15 protein-coding genes are annotated in these 16,746 nt (G+C 71.8%); 4 read left to right on the forward strand and 11 right to left on the reverse strand.

The annotated features are described in order from the left end of the window. Positions 1 to 185: 185 nt before the first annotated feature. On the reverse strand, positions 186 to 707 hold the full coding sequence (locus tag NAG42_RS43675) for an acyl-CoA thioesterase (protein WP_250038458.1): 522 nt from the start codon (positions 705 to 707) through the stop codon (positions 186 to 188). Between the two features lie 85 nt (positions 708 to 792). Between NAG42_RS43675 and NAG42_RS43680 the strand changes: the two genes are divergently transcribed. Together NAG42_RS43680 and lexA are read left to right on the forward strand one after the other, a co-directional pair. After that, positions 793 to 3,882 (forward strand): hypothetical protein, encoded by a 3,090-nt coding sequence (locus NAG42_RS43680; protein ID WP_250038459.1) that lies wholly within the window; start codon positions 793 to 795, stop codon positions 3,880 to 3,882. 75 nt (positions 3,883 to 3,957) lie between these two features. Next, complete coding sequence (gene lexA / locus NAG42_RS43685; protein WP_250038460.1) at positions 3,958 to 4,566, forward strand: transcriptional repressor LexA; 609 nt, start codon at positions 3,958 to 3,960, stop codon at positions 4,564 to 4,566. 190 nt (positions 4,567 to 4,756) lie between these two features. Here lexA and NAG42_RS43690 read toward each other — a convergent pair whose 3' ends face one another. The 5 genes from NAG42_RS43690 to NAG42_RS43710 all read right to left on the reverse strand — a co-directional run bounded on the left by NAG42_RS43690 (position 4,757) and on the right by NAG42_RS43710 (position 8,072). After that, entirely contained in the window at positions 4,757 to 5,128 is a 372-nt protein-coding gene (locus NAG42_RS43690; RefSeq protein ID WP_250038461.1) for a hypothetical protein, read from the reverse strand. A gap of 137 nt (positions 5,129 to 5,265) precedes the next feature. Next, positions 5,266 to 6,168 carry an arginase family protein gene (locus NAG42_RS43695; protein ID WP_250038462.1) on the reverse strand — a complete coding sequence of 301 codons (903 nt, stop codon included), beginning with the start codon at positions 6,166 to 6,168 and terminating at the stop codon, positions 5,266 to 5,268. A 92-nt stretch (positions 6,169 to 6,260) separates the two neighbouring features. Beyond that, positions 6,261 to 6,935: a hypothetical protein gene (locus NAG42_RS43700; RefSeq protein WP_250038463.1), complete on the reverse strand. Its 675-nt coding sequence runs from the start codon at positions 6,933 to 6,935 to the stop codon at positions 6,261 to 6,263. Next, on the reverse strand, positions 6,932 to 7,744 hold the full coding sequence (locus tag NAG42_RS43705) for an ATP-binding cassette domain-containing protein (protein ID WP_250038464.1): 813 nt from the start codon (positions 7,742 to 7,744) through the stop codon (positions 6,932 to 6,934). The genes NAG42_RS43700 and NAG42_RS43705 overlap by 4 nt, the downstream gene beginning before the upstream one ends. After that, on the reverse strand, positions 7,737 to 8,072 hold the full coding sequence (locus tag NAG42_RS43710) for a PadR family transcriptional regulator (protein ID WP_250038465.1): 336 nt from the start codon (positions 8,070 to 8,072) through the stop codon (positions 7,737 to 7,739). Before NAG42_RS43710 ends, NAG42_RS43705 begins: the two co-directional genes overlap by 8 nt. A gap of 249 nt (positions 8,073 to 8,321) precedes the next feature. Between NAG42_RS43710 and NAG42_RS43715 the strand changes: the two genes are divergently transcribed. Continuing rightward, the gene (locus NAG42_RS43715) at positions 8,322 to 9,017 is read left to right on the forward strand and encodes a hypothetical protein (protein WP_250038467.1); all 696 of its coding nucleotides are present in this window, start codon (positions 8,322 to 8,324) and stop codon (positions 9,015 to 9,017) included. Between the two features lie 297 nt (positions 9,018 to 9,314). Here the strand turns inward: NAG42_RS43715 and NAG42_RS43720 are convergent, their stop codons facing one another. Genes NAG42_RS43720 through NAG42_RS43740 form a run of 5 tightly spaced genes read right to left on the reverse strand, consistent with a single transcriptional unit; the run spans position 9,315 to position 15,445 of the window. After that, positions 9,315 to 11,042, reverse strand: coding sequence for an ABC transporter ATP-binding protein (locus NAG42_RS43720; RefSeq protein WP_250038468.1), 1,728 nt, complete (start codon positions 11,040 to 11,042; stop codon positions 9,315 to 9,317). Beyond that, complete coding sequence (locus NAG42_RS43725) at positions 11,039 to 12,667, reverse strand: ABC transporter ATP-binding protein (RefSeq protein WP_250038469.1); 1,629 nt, start codon at positions 12,665 to 12,667, stop codon at positions 11,039 to 11,041. Before NAG42_RS43725 ends, NAG42_RS43720 begins: the two co-directional genes overlap by 4 nt. Then, on the reverse strand, positions 12,664 to 13,491 hold the full coding sequence (locus NAG42_RS43730; protein WP_250038470.1) for an ABC transporter ATP-binding protein: 828 nt from the start codon (positions 13,489 to 13,491) through the stop codon (positions 12,664 to 12,666). Before NAG42_RS43730 ends, NAG42_RS43725 begins: the two co-directional genes overlap by 4 nt. Then, positions 13,488 to 14,510, reverse strand: a complete 1,023-nt coding sequence (locus tag NAG42_RS43735; protein ID WP_250038472.1) for a FecCD family ABC transporter permease — start codon at positions 14,508 to 14,510, stop codon at positions 13,488 to 13,490. Before NAG42_RS43735 ends, NAG42_RS43730 begins: the two co-directional genes overlap by 4 nt. Next, a complete protein-coding gene (locus tag NAG42_RS43740) occupies positions 14,507 to 15,445 on the reverse strand; it encodes a FecCD family ABC transporter permease (RefSeq protein WP_438872531.1) in 939 nt (312 codons plus the stop codon). Before NAG42_RS43740 ends, NAG42_RS43735 begins: the two co-directional genes overlap by 4 nt. Positions 15,446 to 15,641: 196 nt before the next feature. On the opposite strand from NAG42_RS43740, the gene NAG42_RS43745 reads away from it, so the two are divergent. Continuing rightward, the gene (locus NAG42_RS43745) at positions 15,642 to 16,676 is read left to right on the forward strand and encodes an iron-siderophore ABC transporter substrate-binding protein (RefSeq protein ID WP_250038475.1); all 1,035 of its coding nucleotides are present in this window, start codon (positions 15,642 to 15,644) and stop codon (positions 16,674 to 16,676) included. Positions 16,677 to 16,746: the final 70 nt, after the last annotated feature.

A 16,746-nucleotide genomic window follows, 5' to 3' on the forward strand; every position in this document is an offset into this window, starting at 1 on the left:
CCTCGAAGTAGTCCCAGATCGACTGCCAGAAGCCGGGCAGGTCGTCGACCGACCACTGCCACAGATCCGCGTAGCCGGCGAAGTCCTTGCCCAGCCAGGACAGATAGTGCCCGATCCGGGACGTCTCGCGGACGTCAGCCGGCGGCTCCCACAACACCGCACCCGTCATGCCCTCACCTTAACGTTCATTCAGCCTTCTCCTGATCGGCCCGGGCCCGCTGGATCGCGGCCCGCCGGGCCAGGCGGTGCTCCCGCCGGATCAAAGCCTCGCGGAAGCGGCGCTTGTCCTCAACGTCCTCGGGCAACACAGGTGGGACGCCGCGGGGGTGGCCGGCCACGTCCACAGCCACGAACACCAGGTAGGCGGTCGCCACGGTCACCGGCTCGTTGGGCACCACGTCCCAGCGCTCGGCGACCACCTTGACCCCGACCTCCATCGAGCTGGAGCCGGTCCAGTTCACCTGGGCGTAGGCGTGCACGAGGTCGCCGACCCGCACCGGCTCCACGAAGACGATCTCGTCGATGGCCGCCGTGACGGCGGTGCCGCCGCTGTGCCGGGCGGCCGACGCGCCGGCCACGTCATCGACGAATTTCATCAGCACACCGCCGTGAACGGTGCCATAGAGATTGACGTCGATCGCTGTCATGATGCGGCTCAACGTGACCCGGGAATGGCTGGTGGCACGACCGGGGAGCTGCTCAGTCATGCGGCGTACGTTACGTCGTCCTTCCCTGTGGTCGCCCCGCGACGGTACGGTGCGACGGGCAAACCGGTGTCGGGGGAGAGCAAGCGTGCGCCACTTCAGGTCGATCTTTTACACCCTCGTGCTGGCCCCGGCGGTGTGGGTGCTCGCCGGAGTGGGCTTCACGCACGACCTGACCGCTCGCGGACGGGACGATTTCGCGGTCGAATCGGTCACCGGGCTACTGCTTCTCGTGCTGGCGGGGGCGGCGTACGCCATTCTGCTGTTCGCCCCGATCTCGCCGGCCGGGCCGCTTTTCGGCGGACTCACCTATCTCGGACTGTCGGCGTGGGCCCTGGTGTCGCCCGGCGGATATGCGGGGGCGTGGCCGGATTCGGTGGCCAAGGACGGATTCGACATCAGCCGGCCCGGTTATGGGCTGGCCGCCCTATTGGCATTGCCGCTCATCTGTACGGCCTTGAGTGCGCGCCGGTGGGCTCGATACGAACCGCCGGTGCTGCCGCTCATCGGGCGGCTGGGCCGGGGCCAGGCACCCAGCTCGACGACCGTCCCGCCGCACTACACCGACCCGGACCTCACCGTCGCCCTGCGAATCCCGTCAACAGCTTCCGGCTCCGACGACACCACGGCCGTCGTGACGCCCGCTCACCACCTCACCGCACCAAATCCCTCCCTTTCTCCGGCGGTGGCCCCTTCCACAACAATCGCCGCCGCCCCTTCTTCGGCCGCGGACTCCCCCGCCGGCTCTTCAGCTTCGCCTGCCGCAGACAAATTGACGGTGGTCAGCAACGGCGGCGCGCCCGCCGACCCCGACGCGACCACAGTTCTCCCTTCCGAAGAACCGACCGCGACCGGCACGACGGCGCCGGCCTCGCCCGCGAATGCGTTGGTTACTTCCGACGAGCCGACCGCGAGGGATACGGACACGACGGCGTCCACCACCCCCGGCACTACGGTCCTTCCTTCCGATGAGCCGGCGACACTCCCCGATGAGCTGGCCGCTGAGACGGCCCCGGTCGCGGCGACCGCCCCGGATAAGGCGACTACCTCCGATGAAGGCGCGGCGGCCAGTTCGGTGGAGGCGACGCCCTCGGATGTGGTGGCGGCGCTGGCCGCTGAGGAGCCGTTCAAGATCGGCGAAGTCGTCGACCTGGCGCCTGAGGATGAGGCCACCATCGCGTTGGCGACCGTCCGGGACGAGCGGCAGACGACGGTTGTGGTCTCGTGGGACGAGGCGGCGACGGTGGCAGCTCTGTTCAACGGCCAGGCATCGACCAAGTACGCCCCGGTCGCCTGGCCGCCGGCCGAACCCGAGGTCAAGCACATCGAGCCGGCCCAACCCGCGGCACCGGAGACCACGACCTCACCCGTCGACGCCCAGGCCACTTCTGCGGCGGAGGCCTCGCCGAACGGCCTCACGGCAGCCGACCTCAAGACCGAACCCCCCGTCGATCCTCAGGCACCTGACCAAGAAGACCTTGATCACGGCGGGCAGCTCGACGAAGCGACGGCCGAGCCAGCAAACACAACGGCCGAAACACCCGCGTCCCCAACGCCAGACATGCCGGCCGACCACCCGAACGCGACCGAGAACACCGACGCGCTCGCGAGGACCGCCGCAAACGCCCAGACGGACGCGAACAACCCGACCGACGCGACCACCCAGGCGGATTCCGACGCCACAACGGTCGCAGACACCCGGACGGTCGCCGATACCCAGACCGACGCGAACGCTCGAACGGTCGCGGACACCCCGACCGACGCGGACAACCAGACCGACGCGGCCACCAAGAAGAACCCGCACGCCCAAACCGTTCACGCCGAGCAAGCTGGACCTGAGCGGGCTGAGGCCGAGCACATTGAAGGCGAGGCCGGGCACCCCTCGTCCGACCACGTCATGGCTGAGCGCGGCACGCTCGAGTCGATGGACGCCGGACTGTCTGCGGCCGGACACGCTCCTGCCGAGCCGGCTGAAGCCGACGCCCAGCCGGCCCGGGCTGAGCCGGCTGCTGTCGAGGACTCGGCCTCCGTTCGGGCGGCGGTCGAGCCGGTCGGTGACGAGGACGACGGGGCTGAGGGCGACGACGGGCAGGTCGTTGACGACTCGGTCGAGCGGTATGTGGTGGGGCGGGCCAAGCCGGCTCCGCACACTCGGGCTGTGCCGCCTGAACTGGAGGAGACACGGTCGCTGGAGGCTCCGGATCCGGATCGGACCCGGACCATCAAGATCGGGGAGTTGACCACCAAGCTTCAGGTCACGCCGGCCGCGGGTGAGGAACCGGCGGCGGGGGTCGAGCCGGTTCGGGCTCGGGCCTCGGTGGCCGCACCCGACACGTCGGGGCCGGATCTGTCGGGGGCCGAGGTCACGCGTTCGCTGACTGCGCCCGACCCGGACCGGACGCACACCATCAAGGTGGGCGGCTATGCGCCGGGCGAAGTCACGCGATGGGTGACCGCGCCGGACCCGGAGCAGACCCAGGCGAGCACGATGGTGCCGGCGGACGACATCGAGAGCACGCGACCGCTGAACGCGCCCGACCCCGACCGCACGCACCGCATCACGGTGGTGTCGTCGGATGACGCTGAGGTCACGTATTCGGTGGGTGGGACCGCGGCCGAGGACATCGAGGTCACGCGGTCGTTGAGTGCGCCCGACCCGGACCGGACACAGGCGATCACGGTCGTGCCGGCGGAGGACGGCGAAGGCACCCGGTCGCTCGAGGAGGCCGACCCCGAGCGTACGCATCTGATCCGGGTGCCCGAATTGGCGGCGCCGATGCGACTGCGACCGCCGGAGCCGGCCGCGGAACTGGCCGATCACCCGGGCCGGGCGCCGGGATACAACACGGCGGCGATGAGCCACACCGGTGACATCGGCGGTGACGAGACCCAGGTCATCGGGATGGATCCGGACCGTACGCAGGTCATCCGGCCCGGTCTGGTCGAGCCGCCCGGCGAACGCACGGAAATCATCCGCATCCCGGTGAAGGCCAAAGCCAAGGTTCGGGGGCGGGCCGTCGCCGATGCCGAGCAGCCGGACTTCTCGCAGGACCCGTCAAGCCCGATCGTCCTGGGCAACAGCGGGCGCGACTCCGAGCAGCGCGGGATGACTGTGATGAGCGTCGAGCGACCGCCGGAGGACGAGCCGCACATCCCGGCTCAGCGCGAGCCGAGCTGAGCCCCCGCGGAATGGTTACGGGCAGTCACCCGATCGAGTCGTACAGATGATCGAAGAATGTAGTATCATCCTCGCATGTCTACGGACGGCGTGCCCCTGAGCAAGCGGCAACGGCAGATCTTCTCGATGATCCGCGAGTGGATCGACCAGCATGGCTACCCTCCGACCATCCGCGAGATCGGCGCTGCCGTCGGGCTCGACTCGCCGTCGTCAGTGGCGCATCAACTCAAGGTCCTCGAGGACCGGGGCTACATCCGGCGCGGGGCTCGCGGCTCCCGGGCGATCGATGTGCGGACCCCCGGCGAGCAGGCCGGCGTGCCCGTGCCGGTGCTCGGCACGATCGCCGCCGGCACGCCGATCCTGGCTGACGAGCACATCGACGAGGAGCTCACCCTGCCGGTGAGCCTGGTCGGGCACGGCACGCTGTTCGCCCTGGTCGTCAAAGGTGACTCGATGATCGAGGCGGCGATCTGCGACGGCGACACGGTCGTGGTGCGTCAGCAGCAGGTGGCCGACAACGGCGACATCGTGGCGGCGATGATCGACGGCGAGGCCACGGTCAAGGTCTTCCGGCGCACCGGCGGCCACATCGAGCTGGTCCCCCGTAACGCGGCCTATGACGTCATCCCGGGTGACGACGCCACGATCCTCGGCAAGGTCGTGACGGTTCTGCGCCGCGTCTGACCCCAGCAAAGCGCTCGGGCCGCATCGTGGATGCGGCCCGAGCACCGGGGTGGTTCACGGCACGGGATCCAGACCATGGACGGAACTCTGGATCCCGCTACCTGTCATGCCGAATGCCTTGGCCGGGGGCGGTTCGGGACGCCTCGGCTTCCGAGCATTCGCTTTCTACCCCTGTGACCTGACTGGATGGTCAGCGACGGTGGTGGCCGCCACCGAACGGGCCGTGCCCGTGCCCGTGACCGCGGCCGCCGCCACGCCAGTTCTGCTCGACCTCGAGGGCCCACAGGCCCCGCTTGAAGCCGAAGCGGACCCGGTCGCAGTCGTAGTCGTCCCAGCGGTCACGCCACTCGCCGATGCGGCCGGCCTGCTCGCAGGCGCCCCGCGTACGGAAGTAGCCGACGACCCGGTCGCGGTCCCCGTGCTTCTGAACCTTCGTCGTGGTCGCGGGCTTGGCGGCCGGCGCGTCAGCGCTACCGGCGGCGAGCGCCGGGCCGGCACCGATCGTGGCGCCTGCCATAAGGCCGAGGCCCAGCATGGTGAACATCCGAGCTGTCTTGCTCATCTCTACCTCCAAGTGGTTGCTGCCTTACGCCACAGATCGTCGCATAACGGACACATGGGGGCTGGATAGGCTAATACGTACTTTCGGCTGATCTTGGCTGACCGTTTGTGCTGCCGGTCACATTTCGCGGGCGCGGGTCAGGTTGCCAGCGCGGTGGCCAGGGCGGTGGTGAAGTCGGCCAGGACGTCGGCGTCGGGGGCGTGGTCGGGGTTGACCTCGGTGAGGACCAGGGCGGCGAGGTGTGGGCTCCGGGCGAAGACCGACACGCTGGTCATGGCCTCGTGCAGGGACAGGCCGACGGGTTCGCCGCCGGAGTCGGGCACGTCGGCGATCGGCATGTCGGCGAAGCGCAGCACGTCCACGTCGAAGTGCAGGACGAACGCGTCGGCGGCGGACTCGGCCGCGGCGAGGGCCTTCTCGGCGGCCGTACGGGCGTCGCGGTGGACGTCGACAGCCGAGATGCGCGTGATGGCCAGTTCCTCGAGCAGCTCGCGTTCTGTGTCGCTGCCCACCGAAGGCAGAGCGTCCCCATAGGACACAAAGCGATCGACCGTCAGCGGTGGCCCCACCGCCGCGACCTCGGGCAGGTGGCCAGGCAGGCGCAGTAAGTGGGCGACGCCCATCGCGTCCAGGTTGCCGTTCGCTCTGGTGGCGGGCGTGAAAAGGTCGGGGCCACCGTCCATGTAGAGCAGTGCGGGCTCCCGGCCCTCGCGGGCGAAGCCGGCCATCACCCCCACGGTGATGCTGCAGTCGCCGCCCAGCACAAATGGCACCCGGTCGTCGGCGAGGATCGCTGCGACTCCGGCCGCCACATCATCGGCCACCGCGGCGACGGCCGGCGCGTTCTGGCCGTTGGGCCGGGACGGATCGGGGCGCCAACGGAAGCCGGGCACATCACCGCGGTCGTCGACGTCGAGGCCACCGGCCCGCAGGTCGGTCACCAGCCCGGCGGCCCTCAGCGCGGCCGGGCCCTGCTCCAAACCCGGTGTGTGCGCCCCGGCGCTCGACGGCGCCCCCAGCACTGACCATCGACGGCTCATCTGCCCATACTCCCAACAAGTACGCGGCTCCGCCCACCGCACCGAGCAGCTCCGCCGCTGTGACGGGTCAAGGGACTGGAGCGGGTGAGAGGTCAGGGCTCTGGGTAGCGGACCAGGCGCAGGCGCCAGTGGAAGATGGCCAGGGTGGCGCCGGCGCACAGCAGCCAGGTCGCGCCCGCGTGGGCCAGGCCGTGCCAGACCATGGTGGTGGGGCCGCCGTCGACCGCGTACGTGCCTACCTCGCGGGTCGACCAGAACGGCATCAGCTTGGCCGTCAGGCCGGCCGGGTCGGCGAGCATCTGGACCGCCACGACGCTGAGCAGAGCCAGGGCGCCCTCGAGCTCGCGCGGCAGCAGGGCGCCGATCAGGCTGCCGAAGGGTGCCGCGACCACGGCCGACAGCAGCATCATCAGGGCCGCCGCCCACGGGTGCCGCACCTCCTGGTCGACCACGGTCAGCACCCAGTAACCCAGCGCCAGACCCACGCCGACGCCGGTCATGGCCAGCAGACGGCCGCCGATGATGCTGATCACCGAGGCGCCGGTGAGGCGTAGCCGCGGGTCGACGCCGCGGCTCGCGTTGACCACGAACAGGGTCAGCGTCGAGATCGCCCAGCCGATGCCGAGCGTCAGCATGCGCAGGGACTGGCCGGTGGCGTCGCGGCGCACCAGGTAGAACCAGAACGGCAGAGCGACCACCAGGGCCAGCGCGACCCAGCGCCGGCCGACCTCGCGGGCGGAGAGCGAGGCCACCACGAGTGTTGTCATCGTTCCCCCAGATCGAGCACGTGGTCGACGTTCTGCAGGTCGTGCAGCAGGTGGGTGACCACCACGATGGCCCGGCCGGCGTCGCGCCAGGCGAAGACCTGCTGCCAGAAGTCCACATAGGTCCCCTGGTCGAAACCCTGGTAGGGCTCGTCGAGCAGCAGCAGGTCGGGGGCGTGCAGCTCGCCCAGCACGAGGTTGAGCTTCTGCCGCGTGCCACCGGACATCTGCTGGGCCCGCTGCTGCCGGGCGGGTCGCCAGGCCAGGCGGGTGGCGAGGTGGACGCCGGTCGACCGGGCCCGCCCGGACACCAGGCCGGCCGCCGAGCCGAAGAGGGTGAAGTGCTCCTCCGCGGTCAGCCAGCCGGCCGTTCCGCCGTCCTGCGGCACCAGGCCGACCCGCGGGGTGCGTTTGACCGTGCCGGCGCTGGGCCGGGTCAGGCCGGCACAGATGCGCAGGAGGGTCGACTTGCCGCAGCCGTTGGCCCCGACGATCGCGGCGACCTCACCACCGCGCACGGTCAGGTCGACGCCCGAGAAGACGGTCTGGCGCCGATACCGTTTGCCCACACCGGCGAGACTCAGCATCACCGGTCCGGCTTCAAATCGCGTACGGCCGGGAGCCGCAGCCGGCGCACTGAGCTCAGCCACCAGATGGCGGGCATAGAGGTGTGCGGGGCCGAAGACCTCACCCGGTGCGCCCGCGGTCTCGGCGGCCTGCTGAGTCGTCTCGTCGGCCAGTCGCCGGGCGCGGCCGGGCTGCACGCCGAGGCGGAGGAGCTCGGCCTCGAACGCGGCGGGCCAGTCAGTCATGCCGCACCGCGCTCGGGCTCAGCAGCGAGTCGACGCCGTCGCGGAACCGCCGCCAGTCATCGGCCTGTCCGCCGAGCACGTCAAGCCCGGCCCCGGTGATCGCGTAGTACTTGCGGCGCGGGCCGGCCTCGGACGGAGCCCAGCTCGGGGTGGCCAGGCTCTGCTCCTCCAGACGCAGCAGCGCCGGATAGAGCGTGCCGCCCGGCACATCGGCCACACCGGCCGCGGCCAGCCGTTGCGAGAGCCCGTAGCCGTAGTCGGCGCGCTCCCGCAACATCGCCAACAGGCACAGATCGAGAAAGCCGTGCAGCCACGGCCGGGGTGTCATGACTAGGCAGGCTAGCTGGTTAGTAGGCAGTCTGACTAGCCGGATCCACCCCCGGACGGTCGGCCGAGCGGGTGAGCCGGGCCGCGGACCGGTCGACGTAGCCTCATGATCAGTACCGACCGGGAAGGACCCATGGCCGAGAATCGCCGGATACGGCTGAGGCGCGTTGCCGAAGTGGGGTCGAGGCGCGGTACGGTCCAGGCGGCGGCTGGGCCAGGCCGCAGCCCGGCTCTGCTCCCGAAACGCGCCTTGAGCCCGTTGGTCGATGTCAACTGGGCCGCGATCGCCGTGGTGGCCCTGGTCCTGCTCAGCTTGGGCGCGGCGACGTACGCCGGCTTCCGGCTCGGCCACGACGAACGGCCACCGGCCGACGCCACCCTGCGTGCGCCGTCATCACTCGAGCCGGACACCGCACCGTCGACAGGGCCGGACACCTCGCCGTCGACAGGGCCGGACGCCTCGTCGTCGATCGAGTCGGACGCGCCGTCGTCGGTCGAGCCGGACGACACGGTCGCCCCGGCCCCTTCGGCCTCGGCCACATCCACGTCACCCTCGCTGGCGGCCACTACCCCGGAGCGCGCCACCCGGACGCAAACAGCCGGGAGAAAAGCGCCCGCGTGGGAGCAGAGGGTGATCGCCGCCACCAGCGTTCTCACCACGGGGCAGAGCTGGGCCACCAACCGGCTCCGGCTCCAGGTGACCGGTGGCGGCAATCTCGTGCTGCAGGATCAGGGCCGCACCGTCTGGCAGACCGGCACCGACGACGGCGTGAAGCTCGTCATGCAGAACGACGGCCACCTGGTCCTCTACGACGCGGGCAACGGCACGGCATGGAGTAGCGGCACCGCCGGCAACCCGGGCGCGACCCTGATCCTGCGCGCCGACGGCACCATGGTCATCGCCCTGAACGGCCGCGTCCTCTTCCGCGCCGGCACAGCCGGCTGATCGCCGCAACGCCGACGACGGCGAGCCGCCGCGCCGGCCGGGCGATCAGGCAATCGGTCAGGCGATCAGACCGCCGGCCGGGCGATCCCACGGCCGAGCGCTCAGACGGTGGGCCGGGCAGGCAATCCCGCGGGCGAGCGATCAGGCGGTGGGCCGGGCAGGCAATCCCGCGGGCGAGCGATCAGGCGGTGGGCCGGATGGCCAATCAGGTGGTGGGCCGGGTGGGCAATCAGGTGGTGGGCCGGGTGGGCAATCAGGTGGTGGGCCGGGTGGGCGATCCGACGACCGGTCGGTCAGTCAGGCGGCCGGGTGGGTGCGGGTGCCGGACCAGGCTTGCCAGAGGACGGCGTACGGGCCGGACTGGGTGATCAGATCCTCGTGCCGTCCGATTTGGACGATGTGGCCGTGGTCGAGGACGACGATGCGGTCGGCCGCCACGGCCTGCGTCAGACGGTGGGCGACGATCACGGCGGTGCGGCCGGCCAGGGCGGCGGTGGCCACCCGTTCGAGCAGGCGGGCTCCGGCGCTGCCGGCTTCGGCGGTCGCCTCGTCGAGGATGGCCACCGGCGGGTCGGCCAGGATGAGCCGGGCGAAGGCCAGCTGCTGGGACTGGGCGGCGGTCAGCGTGTGACCGCCCGCGCCGACCTCGGTGCGGAGGCCGTCGGGCAGCTGCGTCACCCAGTCCAGGGCGTCGACGGCGGCCAGCGCGGCCCGCACCTCGTCGTCGGTCGCGGCCGGCCGGGCCAGGCGGACGTCGTCGGCCAGCGGTCCGGCGAAGACGTGCACCTCCTGGGTGATCAGGGCGACCTCGCCGGCCGGCACGGCGACGCTTCCGCCGGTCGGCTCGTGGACCCCGGCGATCACCTTGGCCAGGCTGGTCTTCCCGGCCCCGGTCGAGCCGACCACGGCCACCCGCTCACCCCGGCGCACGGTCAGGTCGATGTCGCGCAGAACCGGGAGGTCCGGCTCGTAGGCGAAGGACAACCCTTGGACCTCGATGGCGACCGGCGCGCCGGTGGTCTCGGCCCGGGCCACCGGCGGCGATTCCAAGGCAGCGACGCCGACGAGGCGGTTCAGGCCGGACGCGGCGGCCTGGGCGTCGTCGACCAGGGCCAGAGCCGTGTTGATCGGGTTGAACAGGCCGTGGAAATACAGGGCGGCCGCGGTGGCCGTGCCGATGGTGACCGTGTCACCGCGTACGAGAAGGAAGCCGGTCGCGAGGACGGCGGCCAGCCCGGCGAATTCGGCGACGTGGAGCCGGGCGTAGAACCGGGTCTGCAGCGCCACTCCCCGCAGCAGCAGGTCGACCGCCTGCTGCGAGCGGGCGGCGACCCGGCCGCTGTGCTCGCCGGCGACGCGGAAGGTGCGGATGGTCGAGGCCCCGTCGATGGTGGCCAGCAGGTGGTGCTGCTGCGCGGCCACCGCCACCCGCTGCCGGGCATAGAGCGGCACGGCGCGCCGGGCATACCAGCGGACCGTGTACGCCTGCACCGGCACCGCCACCAGCGCGGCCAGCAGGAAACGCCAGTCGAGCACGGCCAGACCACCCAGCGTCAGCACGATCGTGAGCAGCGCGCGGGTGAACTCCGGCAGCGCCGAGCGGGCCGCCTCGGCCACCACCGCCACGTCGTTGGTGACCCGCGAGGTGAGGTCGCCGGCGCCCGCTTTCTCGACCTGTTCGAGTGGCAGCCGCAACGCCGACTCGACGGACCTCTCCCGCAGCCGGGCCAGACTGTCCTCGCCGACCTGGGCGAGCAGCGCGACGCCGAACCCGGCCAGGGCCGCCTCGACCAGCGCCGCCCCCACCAGCCCGGCCCCGGCCATCAGGAAGTCACCGGTGCGGCCGCCGCCGGTCGCGAGGTCGACGATGTGACCGAGCAGCGGCGGCGCGACCAGACCGGCGACGGTGCCCGCGATCAGCAGGAGCAGAGCACCGGCCAGCCGCCCGCGTCGCGGCTTCACCAGAGCGAGGACGGCGGCCCAGGTCCGGCGCCCGGACGCGATCGGCAGCAGGGTGGTCGTCATGCCAGCACCGTCTCCCGGTAGGTCTCGTCGCCCGCGGCCAGCTCACCGTGCGCACCGTCGGCCCGGACCGTGCCGTCGTGCAGGAAGAGCACCCGGTCGGTGACCGCCAGCAGTGCCGGGCTCGTGGTGACCAGGATCGTCGTGCGGCCCTCGCGCATCTCCCGCAGGCGCGAGGCGATGCGGGCCTCGGTCACCGCGTCGACGGCCGTGGTCGGTTCGTGCAGCACCAGCACCGGCGCGTCGGCGGCCAGCGCCCGGGCCAGCGCGATCCGCTGACGCTGCCCACCGGAGAGGGTGCGGGCGCCGTCGTCGAGCCCGTCGGGACGGGTACGGGCCACCTCGTCGGCGTCGGCGGCGGCCATCGCGGCGTGGACCGTGACCGGTTCGGCTCGATCGAGCGAGACGGCCGACACGATCGATCCGGCGAACAGGTCGGTGTGATGCTCGACGGCCAGCACCGCCGCGCGCGACTCGCCGGGCCGCAGCGAGGTCAGCGCCACGCCGTCCAGCTCGACCAGGCCGTCGACCGGGTCGGCCGACCGGCCCAGCAGGCGCACGATCTCGGCCGCCACGGCGGGATCGGAGGCCACCACACCGACCGTCTCGCCGGGCGCGATCTTCAGGGTCAGATCCCGTACGCGAAGGTCGATCCGCCCGTGCACGGGCGTGGCCGGAACCGCGTCGCCCCCGGTGATCGCGACCGGTGCCGACAGCACCGCCGCCACCCGCCGGGCCGACGCGCGCCCCTGGGCGAGGTCGGCGCCGACCCAGCCGAAGGTCGACAGTGGACCGACGAGGAACTGGGCCAGGCCGACGGACGACACGAGCTGGCCCACGGTGATGCTGCCGCGCGCCGCGAGGATGCCGCCGACCACCGCGATCACGGCCAGGAAGACGCCGCTCACGGTGAGAACCACGCCCTGATAGACGGCTTCGGTGCGGGCCGCCCGCACGGTGGCGGTCAGCGCCACCTGACTGCGTTGCCGGTAGCGGGCGACCGCCGCCTCCTCGGCGCGCAGACCCTTGACCACGCGCAGTCCGGCGACCAGGTCGGCCGCCACACCCGACGCCTGGGCACCGTGTTCCTGCTCGGTCTCGCTGCGCTCCTCCAGCGGCTTGCCGATGAGCCGGGTCAGCCACATCAACGGGGGCAGGCCGAGCAGCACGAGCAGGCCGAGCGGGACGGAGATGGACAGCAACAGGACGGCCGAGAAGAGGACGGCGACCACGGCCGCGGTGCCCCAGACCAGGGCGACGGCCACCGCGCCGACCCGGGCGGTGTCACTGGTGGCGACCGCGACGAGGGCGCCGGGCAGCCGGCCGGTCTCGGCGCCACCGCGGTCGTGCAGCACCCGGCCGGTCACCTGCAGGCGCAGGTCGTGGGCGGCCTGCTCGGCCGCCCGCTCGGCGGTGCGGGCGCCGTACCGGAAGCCGAAGCTCAGTCCGATGTAGACCGTGCCCAGGACGCCGAGCCAGAACACCAGGTCGCCGACCCCGCCGTCGACCGCCCGGTCGATGATGACGCCGATCAGGAACGGGACGGACGCCTCACCGGCCTGGTGACCGGTGGCCAGCAGCGCGCCCAGACCGATCAGGCGGCGTTGCCCGGTGAGCGCGGCCTTCACGCGCGGGCTGCCTCGGCCGTACGGGAAGCACGCCGCCGGTGACGGTCGGCCGGGACCACCATCGGGGTGCCGGTCTCGGGATCGTCGATGACCCGGCAGGGCATCGCGAAGACGTCCTCGACCAGCCGGGCCGTCATCACCTCGGCCGGCGACCCCTGGGCGACGACCTCACCCGCCTTCATCACGATGAGCTCGGTGGCGTAGCGGCAGGCGTGGTTGAGGTCGTGCAGCACCGCGACGATCGTGCGGCCCTGCTCGTGCAGCTCGGCGCAGAGGTCGAGCACCTCGAACTGGTGGGACAGGTCGAGGAAGGTGGTCGGCTCGTCGAGCAGCAGGATCGGCGTCTGCTGGGCCAGCGCCATGGCCAGCCAGACCCGTTGCCGCTGGCCGCCGGAGAGCTCGTCGACGAAACGGTCGGCCAGATCGGACACCTCGGTCAGCCGCATCGCCGCGGCCACGGCCGCCTCGTCCTCGGGCGACCACTGCCGGAGCAGCCGCTGGTGGGCGAACCGGCCCCGCCCGACCAGCTCCTCGACCACGATGCCGCCGGGCACGATCGGCGACTGCGGCAGCATGCCGAGCTGCTTGGCGACGTGTTTCGACGGGTACGACGCGATGGCCTGCCCATCCAGCAGGACCGCGCCGGATTGCGGCTTGAGCACCCGGGCGAGCGCCTTGAGCAGTGTCGACTTGCCGCAGGCGTTGGGGCCGACGACCACCGTGAACGAGCCGTCGGCGATCCGCACGTCGAGTTGCTCGGCGACCACCCGCTTGTCGTAGGCCAGCGTGAGGTCGTGGGCGCTCAACCGGGGATCGGTGGTCATCGTCTCGCTCCTCGTTCGCGGAACAGCAACCAGGTCAGATAGACGCCGCCGAGCGCGGCGGTGACCACGCCGACCGGGATGTCGTTGCCGGGCAGGGCGTTCTGGGCGGCCCAGTCGCCCGCGCAGAGCAGCGCCGCACCCATCGCCGCCGCGGGCAGGATGCCCGCGCTGGGCGAACGGCTCAGCCGGGCCGCCAGCGGTGGCGCGGCGAGCGCGACGAAGGCGATCGGGCCCGCCGCGGCGGTCGCGCCGGCCGACAGGCCCACCGCGGCCAGGGCCAGGACGGCCCGGGTGCGCTCCACGCGGACGCCGTGCAGGACGGCCATCTCGTCGCCGAGCGCGAGCATCTTCAGGTCACGTCCGAAGTAGACGACGACCGGCACCAGCACGACCACCGCGACCGCGACGATGACCACCTCGGTCCAGCCCCGCCCGTTGACGCTGCCGATCAGCCAGACCTGCGCGGCGATGGCCTCGTTGAGGCGGGCGCGATAGATCAGGTAGGAGTTGAGGGCCTCGAGCAGCGCCGAGACGCCGATGCCCATCAGGATCAACCGGAACGGCTGGACCCCGCGGCGGAAGGCCAGCAGATAGACCGCCACGGCGGTGACGACACAGCCGACGATGGCCCCGGCTCCCACCTGGGCGCCGCTGCCGTCGGCGATCAGCAGGACGATCAGGGCGCCGGTGGCCGCGCCGGTGGTCAGACCGACAAAATCGGGGCTGCCCAACGGGTTGCGGGTGAGGCTCTGGAAGACCGCACCACTGGCGCCGAGGGCCGCGCCGACCAGCAGCGTCACCAGCACCCGGGGCAGGCGCAGCTCGTAGACGATGAAGTCGGTGCCGGCGTCCCCCCGCCCGGCCAGGCTGCGCAGCACGTCGGCCACCGGGATCGGGAAGTCGCCGGTGGTCAGGTTGACCAGGGCGACGGCCAGCGCCACCAGGAGCAGTACGACGCCGACGATCAGGGCGCGGGTGTGGACGCGGACCGACCAGCCGGCCGCCCGCAGGACGGTCACAGCGAGCTCAACCGGCGACGGCGGCACAGCGCGATGAACAGCGGCGCGCCCAGGAAAGCGGTGACCACACCGACCGGCAGCTCGGCCGGCGCCACCAGCACCCGGCCGAGCACGTCGGCGCCGAGCAGCAGGGCCGGGCCGAGCACGACCGCGAAGGCCAGGATCCAGCGGTGGTCGGTGCCGACGATCATGCGGGCCGCGTACGGGACGGCCAGGCCCAGGAACCAGATCGGGCCGGCGGCGGCGGTCGCGGCGCCGCACAGCAGGGTGACCGCCAGCAGGCCGAGCGCGCGGATGCGGACGGGATGGGCCCCGAGCGAGGTGGCGGACTCGTCGCCCAGGCTGAGCGCGTTGAGCTGACGGCCCAGCACGAGCGCGAGCAGGATGCCGGCCGCCAGGAACGGCAGGATCCGCAGGACAGTCCCGGAGTCGCGATCGGAGAACGAGCCGACGTCCCAGTGCCGGTAGCGGTCGAACGCCTCGCGCCGGAGGACGAGGACCGCCCACACGATCGCGCCGAGCACCGCGGTGATCGAGACACCGGCCAGGATCTGCCGCTCGGGGGTGGGATGCCGGCCGGCGCCGCCCAGGGCGAAGACCGCGGCCGAGGTGAGCGCGGCCCCGGCGAAGGCGAACCACACGTACCCGGTGGCGGTGGTGACCCCGAGGAAGGCGATCGCGATCACGACCGCGGTCGAGGCGCCCAGGTTGACGCCGAGCAGGCCCGGCTCGGCCAGCGGGTTGCGGGTCAGTGCCTGCATGACCGTGCCGGCCAGGCCCAGTGCGGCGCCCACCCCGAAGCCGAGCAGGGTGCGGGGCAGACGCAGGTCGTGCACGATCACCGACTCGGGTGTGCTGTCGGGGTGCCACAGCACCTGCCACACCGTGGACAGGGCGATGGTGCGGCTGCCGATCGCGACGCTCAGGGCGAACATGACAACCAGGACGGTGAGCGCCAGCGCGAAGCCGATCCAGCGCCGCTTCCCCCGTTTCCGGTGCGGGCTCGAAGGCGGGGCCGCGAGGACGGCGGTCAACGTTCCTCCACGGGTTCTGCGTTTAGGTGAGGCTAACCTACACTCGCGGTCGAGGTCACCCGATCGGGGCCTCGCGAGAAGCGGAAGGGAACAGCCCGTGCGGCTTTTCAATACTTTGGCGGCGGCCGGGCTCCTGCTCGCGCTGACCGCGTGTGGACCCAACAACAACGACGACTCGCTCCCGGAGAGCGGCACCAGCGCCTCGGCGGGCGTCGACGCGTTCCCGGTGTCGGTCCCCCACAAGTTCGGCACCACCGAGATCAAGGCCGAGCCGAAGCGCATCGTCACCGTCGGCCTGGTCGAGCAGGACGCGTTGCTGGCGCTGGGCGTCGTGCCGACCGCGACCACCGAGTGGTTCGGCGAGAAGCCCGGCGCGATCTGGCCGTGGGCCGAGGCTGCCCTGGGCTCGGCACCCAAGCCGCAGGTGCTCACCTTCACCGACGGCATCCAGTTCGAGAAGGTGGCGGCGCTGCGGCCCGACCTGATCCTGGCCGTCTACTCCGGCCTGACCAGTGAGGACTACGCGAAGCTGTCGAAGATGGCGCCGACCGTGGCGCAGCCCAAGGGCCAGGTCGACTACGGCGTCGGCTGGCAGGAGCTGACCCGTACGGTCGGCGTGTCGGTCGGTCGTAAGGCGCAGGCCGAGAAGCTGGTCACCGACACCGAGGCCCGGTTCGCCGAGGTGAAGCGGGAGCACCCCGAGTTCGCCGGCAAGACCGGGCTGATGGCCACCACGTACGAGGGCTATTGGGTCTATGGCACGCAGGACCCGCGTGGCCGGCTGCTGACCGACCTGGGCTTCACGCTGCCCGCCGGCCTCGACGAGGTGACCGGCAAGGAGTTCGGGGCCAACCTGAGCAAGGAGCGCACCGACCTGCTCGACACCGACCTGCTCGTCTGGATCGTCGACAAGTACGACGCCGACAAGGCGAAGGTCCAGGCCGATCCGCTCTACGCCAAGCTGAAGGTCAAGACCGAGGCCCGCGACCTGTACGTCGAGAATCTCGAACAGGTCGGCGCGGCCACCTCGTTCATCTCGGTCCTGAGCCTGCCCTACCTGCTCGACAAGCTGGTCCCCCAGATGGCCGCGGCGGTCGACGGCAACCCCTCGACCGCCGTGCAGCGCGCCTGACGTCCTGGTCGCGGCGTGGGCCCGCCCGGCACGCCGCGCGGCCCGTGAGTCCATGAGCAGCAGGGGGGGC

Source organism: Paractinoplanes maris (assembly GCF_023544465.1).
Classification (GTDB): Bacteria; Actinomycetota; Actinomycetes; order Mycobacteriales; family Micromonosporaceae; genus Actinoplanes; species Actinoplanes maris.

What these genes read in the sequence shown, in the direction of transcription:
- lexA (WP_250038460.1), top strand. Translation starts at nt 3,958, where the DNA reads ATGTCTACGGACGGCGTGCCCCTGAGCAAGCGGCAACGGCAGATCTTC.
- NAG42_RS43710 (WP_250038465.1), bottom strand. Translation starts at nt 8,072, where the DNA reads ATGACACCCCGGCCGTGGCTGCACGGCTTTCTCGATCTGTGCCTGTTG.
- NAG42_RS43740 (WP_438872531.1), bottom strand. Translation starts at nt 15,445, where the DNA reads ATGTTCGCCCTGAGCGTCGCGATCGGCAGCCGCACCATCGCCCTGTCC.
- NAG42_RS43690 (WP_250038461.1), bottom strand. Translation starts at nt 5,128, where the DNA reads ATGAGCAAGACAGCTCGGATGTTCACCATGCTGGGCCTCGGCCTTATG.
- NAG42_RS43700 (WP_250038463.1), bottom strand. Translation starts at nt 6,935, where the DNA reads ATGACAACACTCGTGGTGGCCTCGCTCTCCGCCCGCGAGGTCGGCCGG.
- NAG42_RS43695 (WP_250038462.1), bottom strand. Translation starts at nt 6,168, where the DNA reads ATGAGCCGTCGATGGTCAGTGCTGGGGGCGCCGTCGAGCGCCGGGGCG.
- NAG42_RS43730 (WP_250038470.1), bottom strand. Translation starts at nt 13,491, where the DNA reads ATGACCACCGATCCCCGGTTGAGCGCCCACGACCTCACGCTGGCCTAC.
- NAG42_RS43720 (WP_250038468.1), bottom strand. Translation starts at nt 11,042, where the DNA reads ATGACGACCACCCTGCTGCCGATCGCGTCCGGGCGCCGGACCTGGGCC.
- NAG42_RS43675 (WP_250038458.1), bottom strand. Translation starts at nt 707, where the DNA reads ATGACTGAGCAGCTCCCCGGTCGTGCCACCAGCCATTCCCGGGTCACG.
- NAG42_RS43705 (WP_250038464.1), bottom strand. Translation starts at nt 7,744, where the DNA reads ATGACTGACTGGCCCGCCGCGTTCGAGGCCGAGCTCCTCCGCCTCGGC.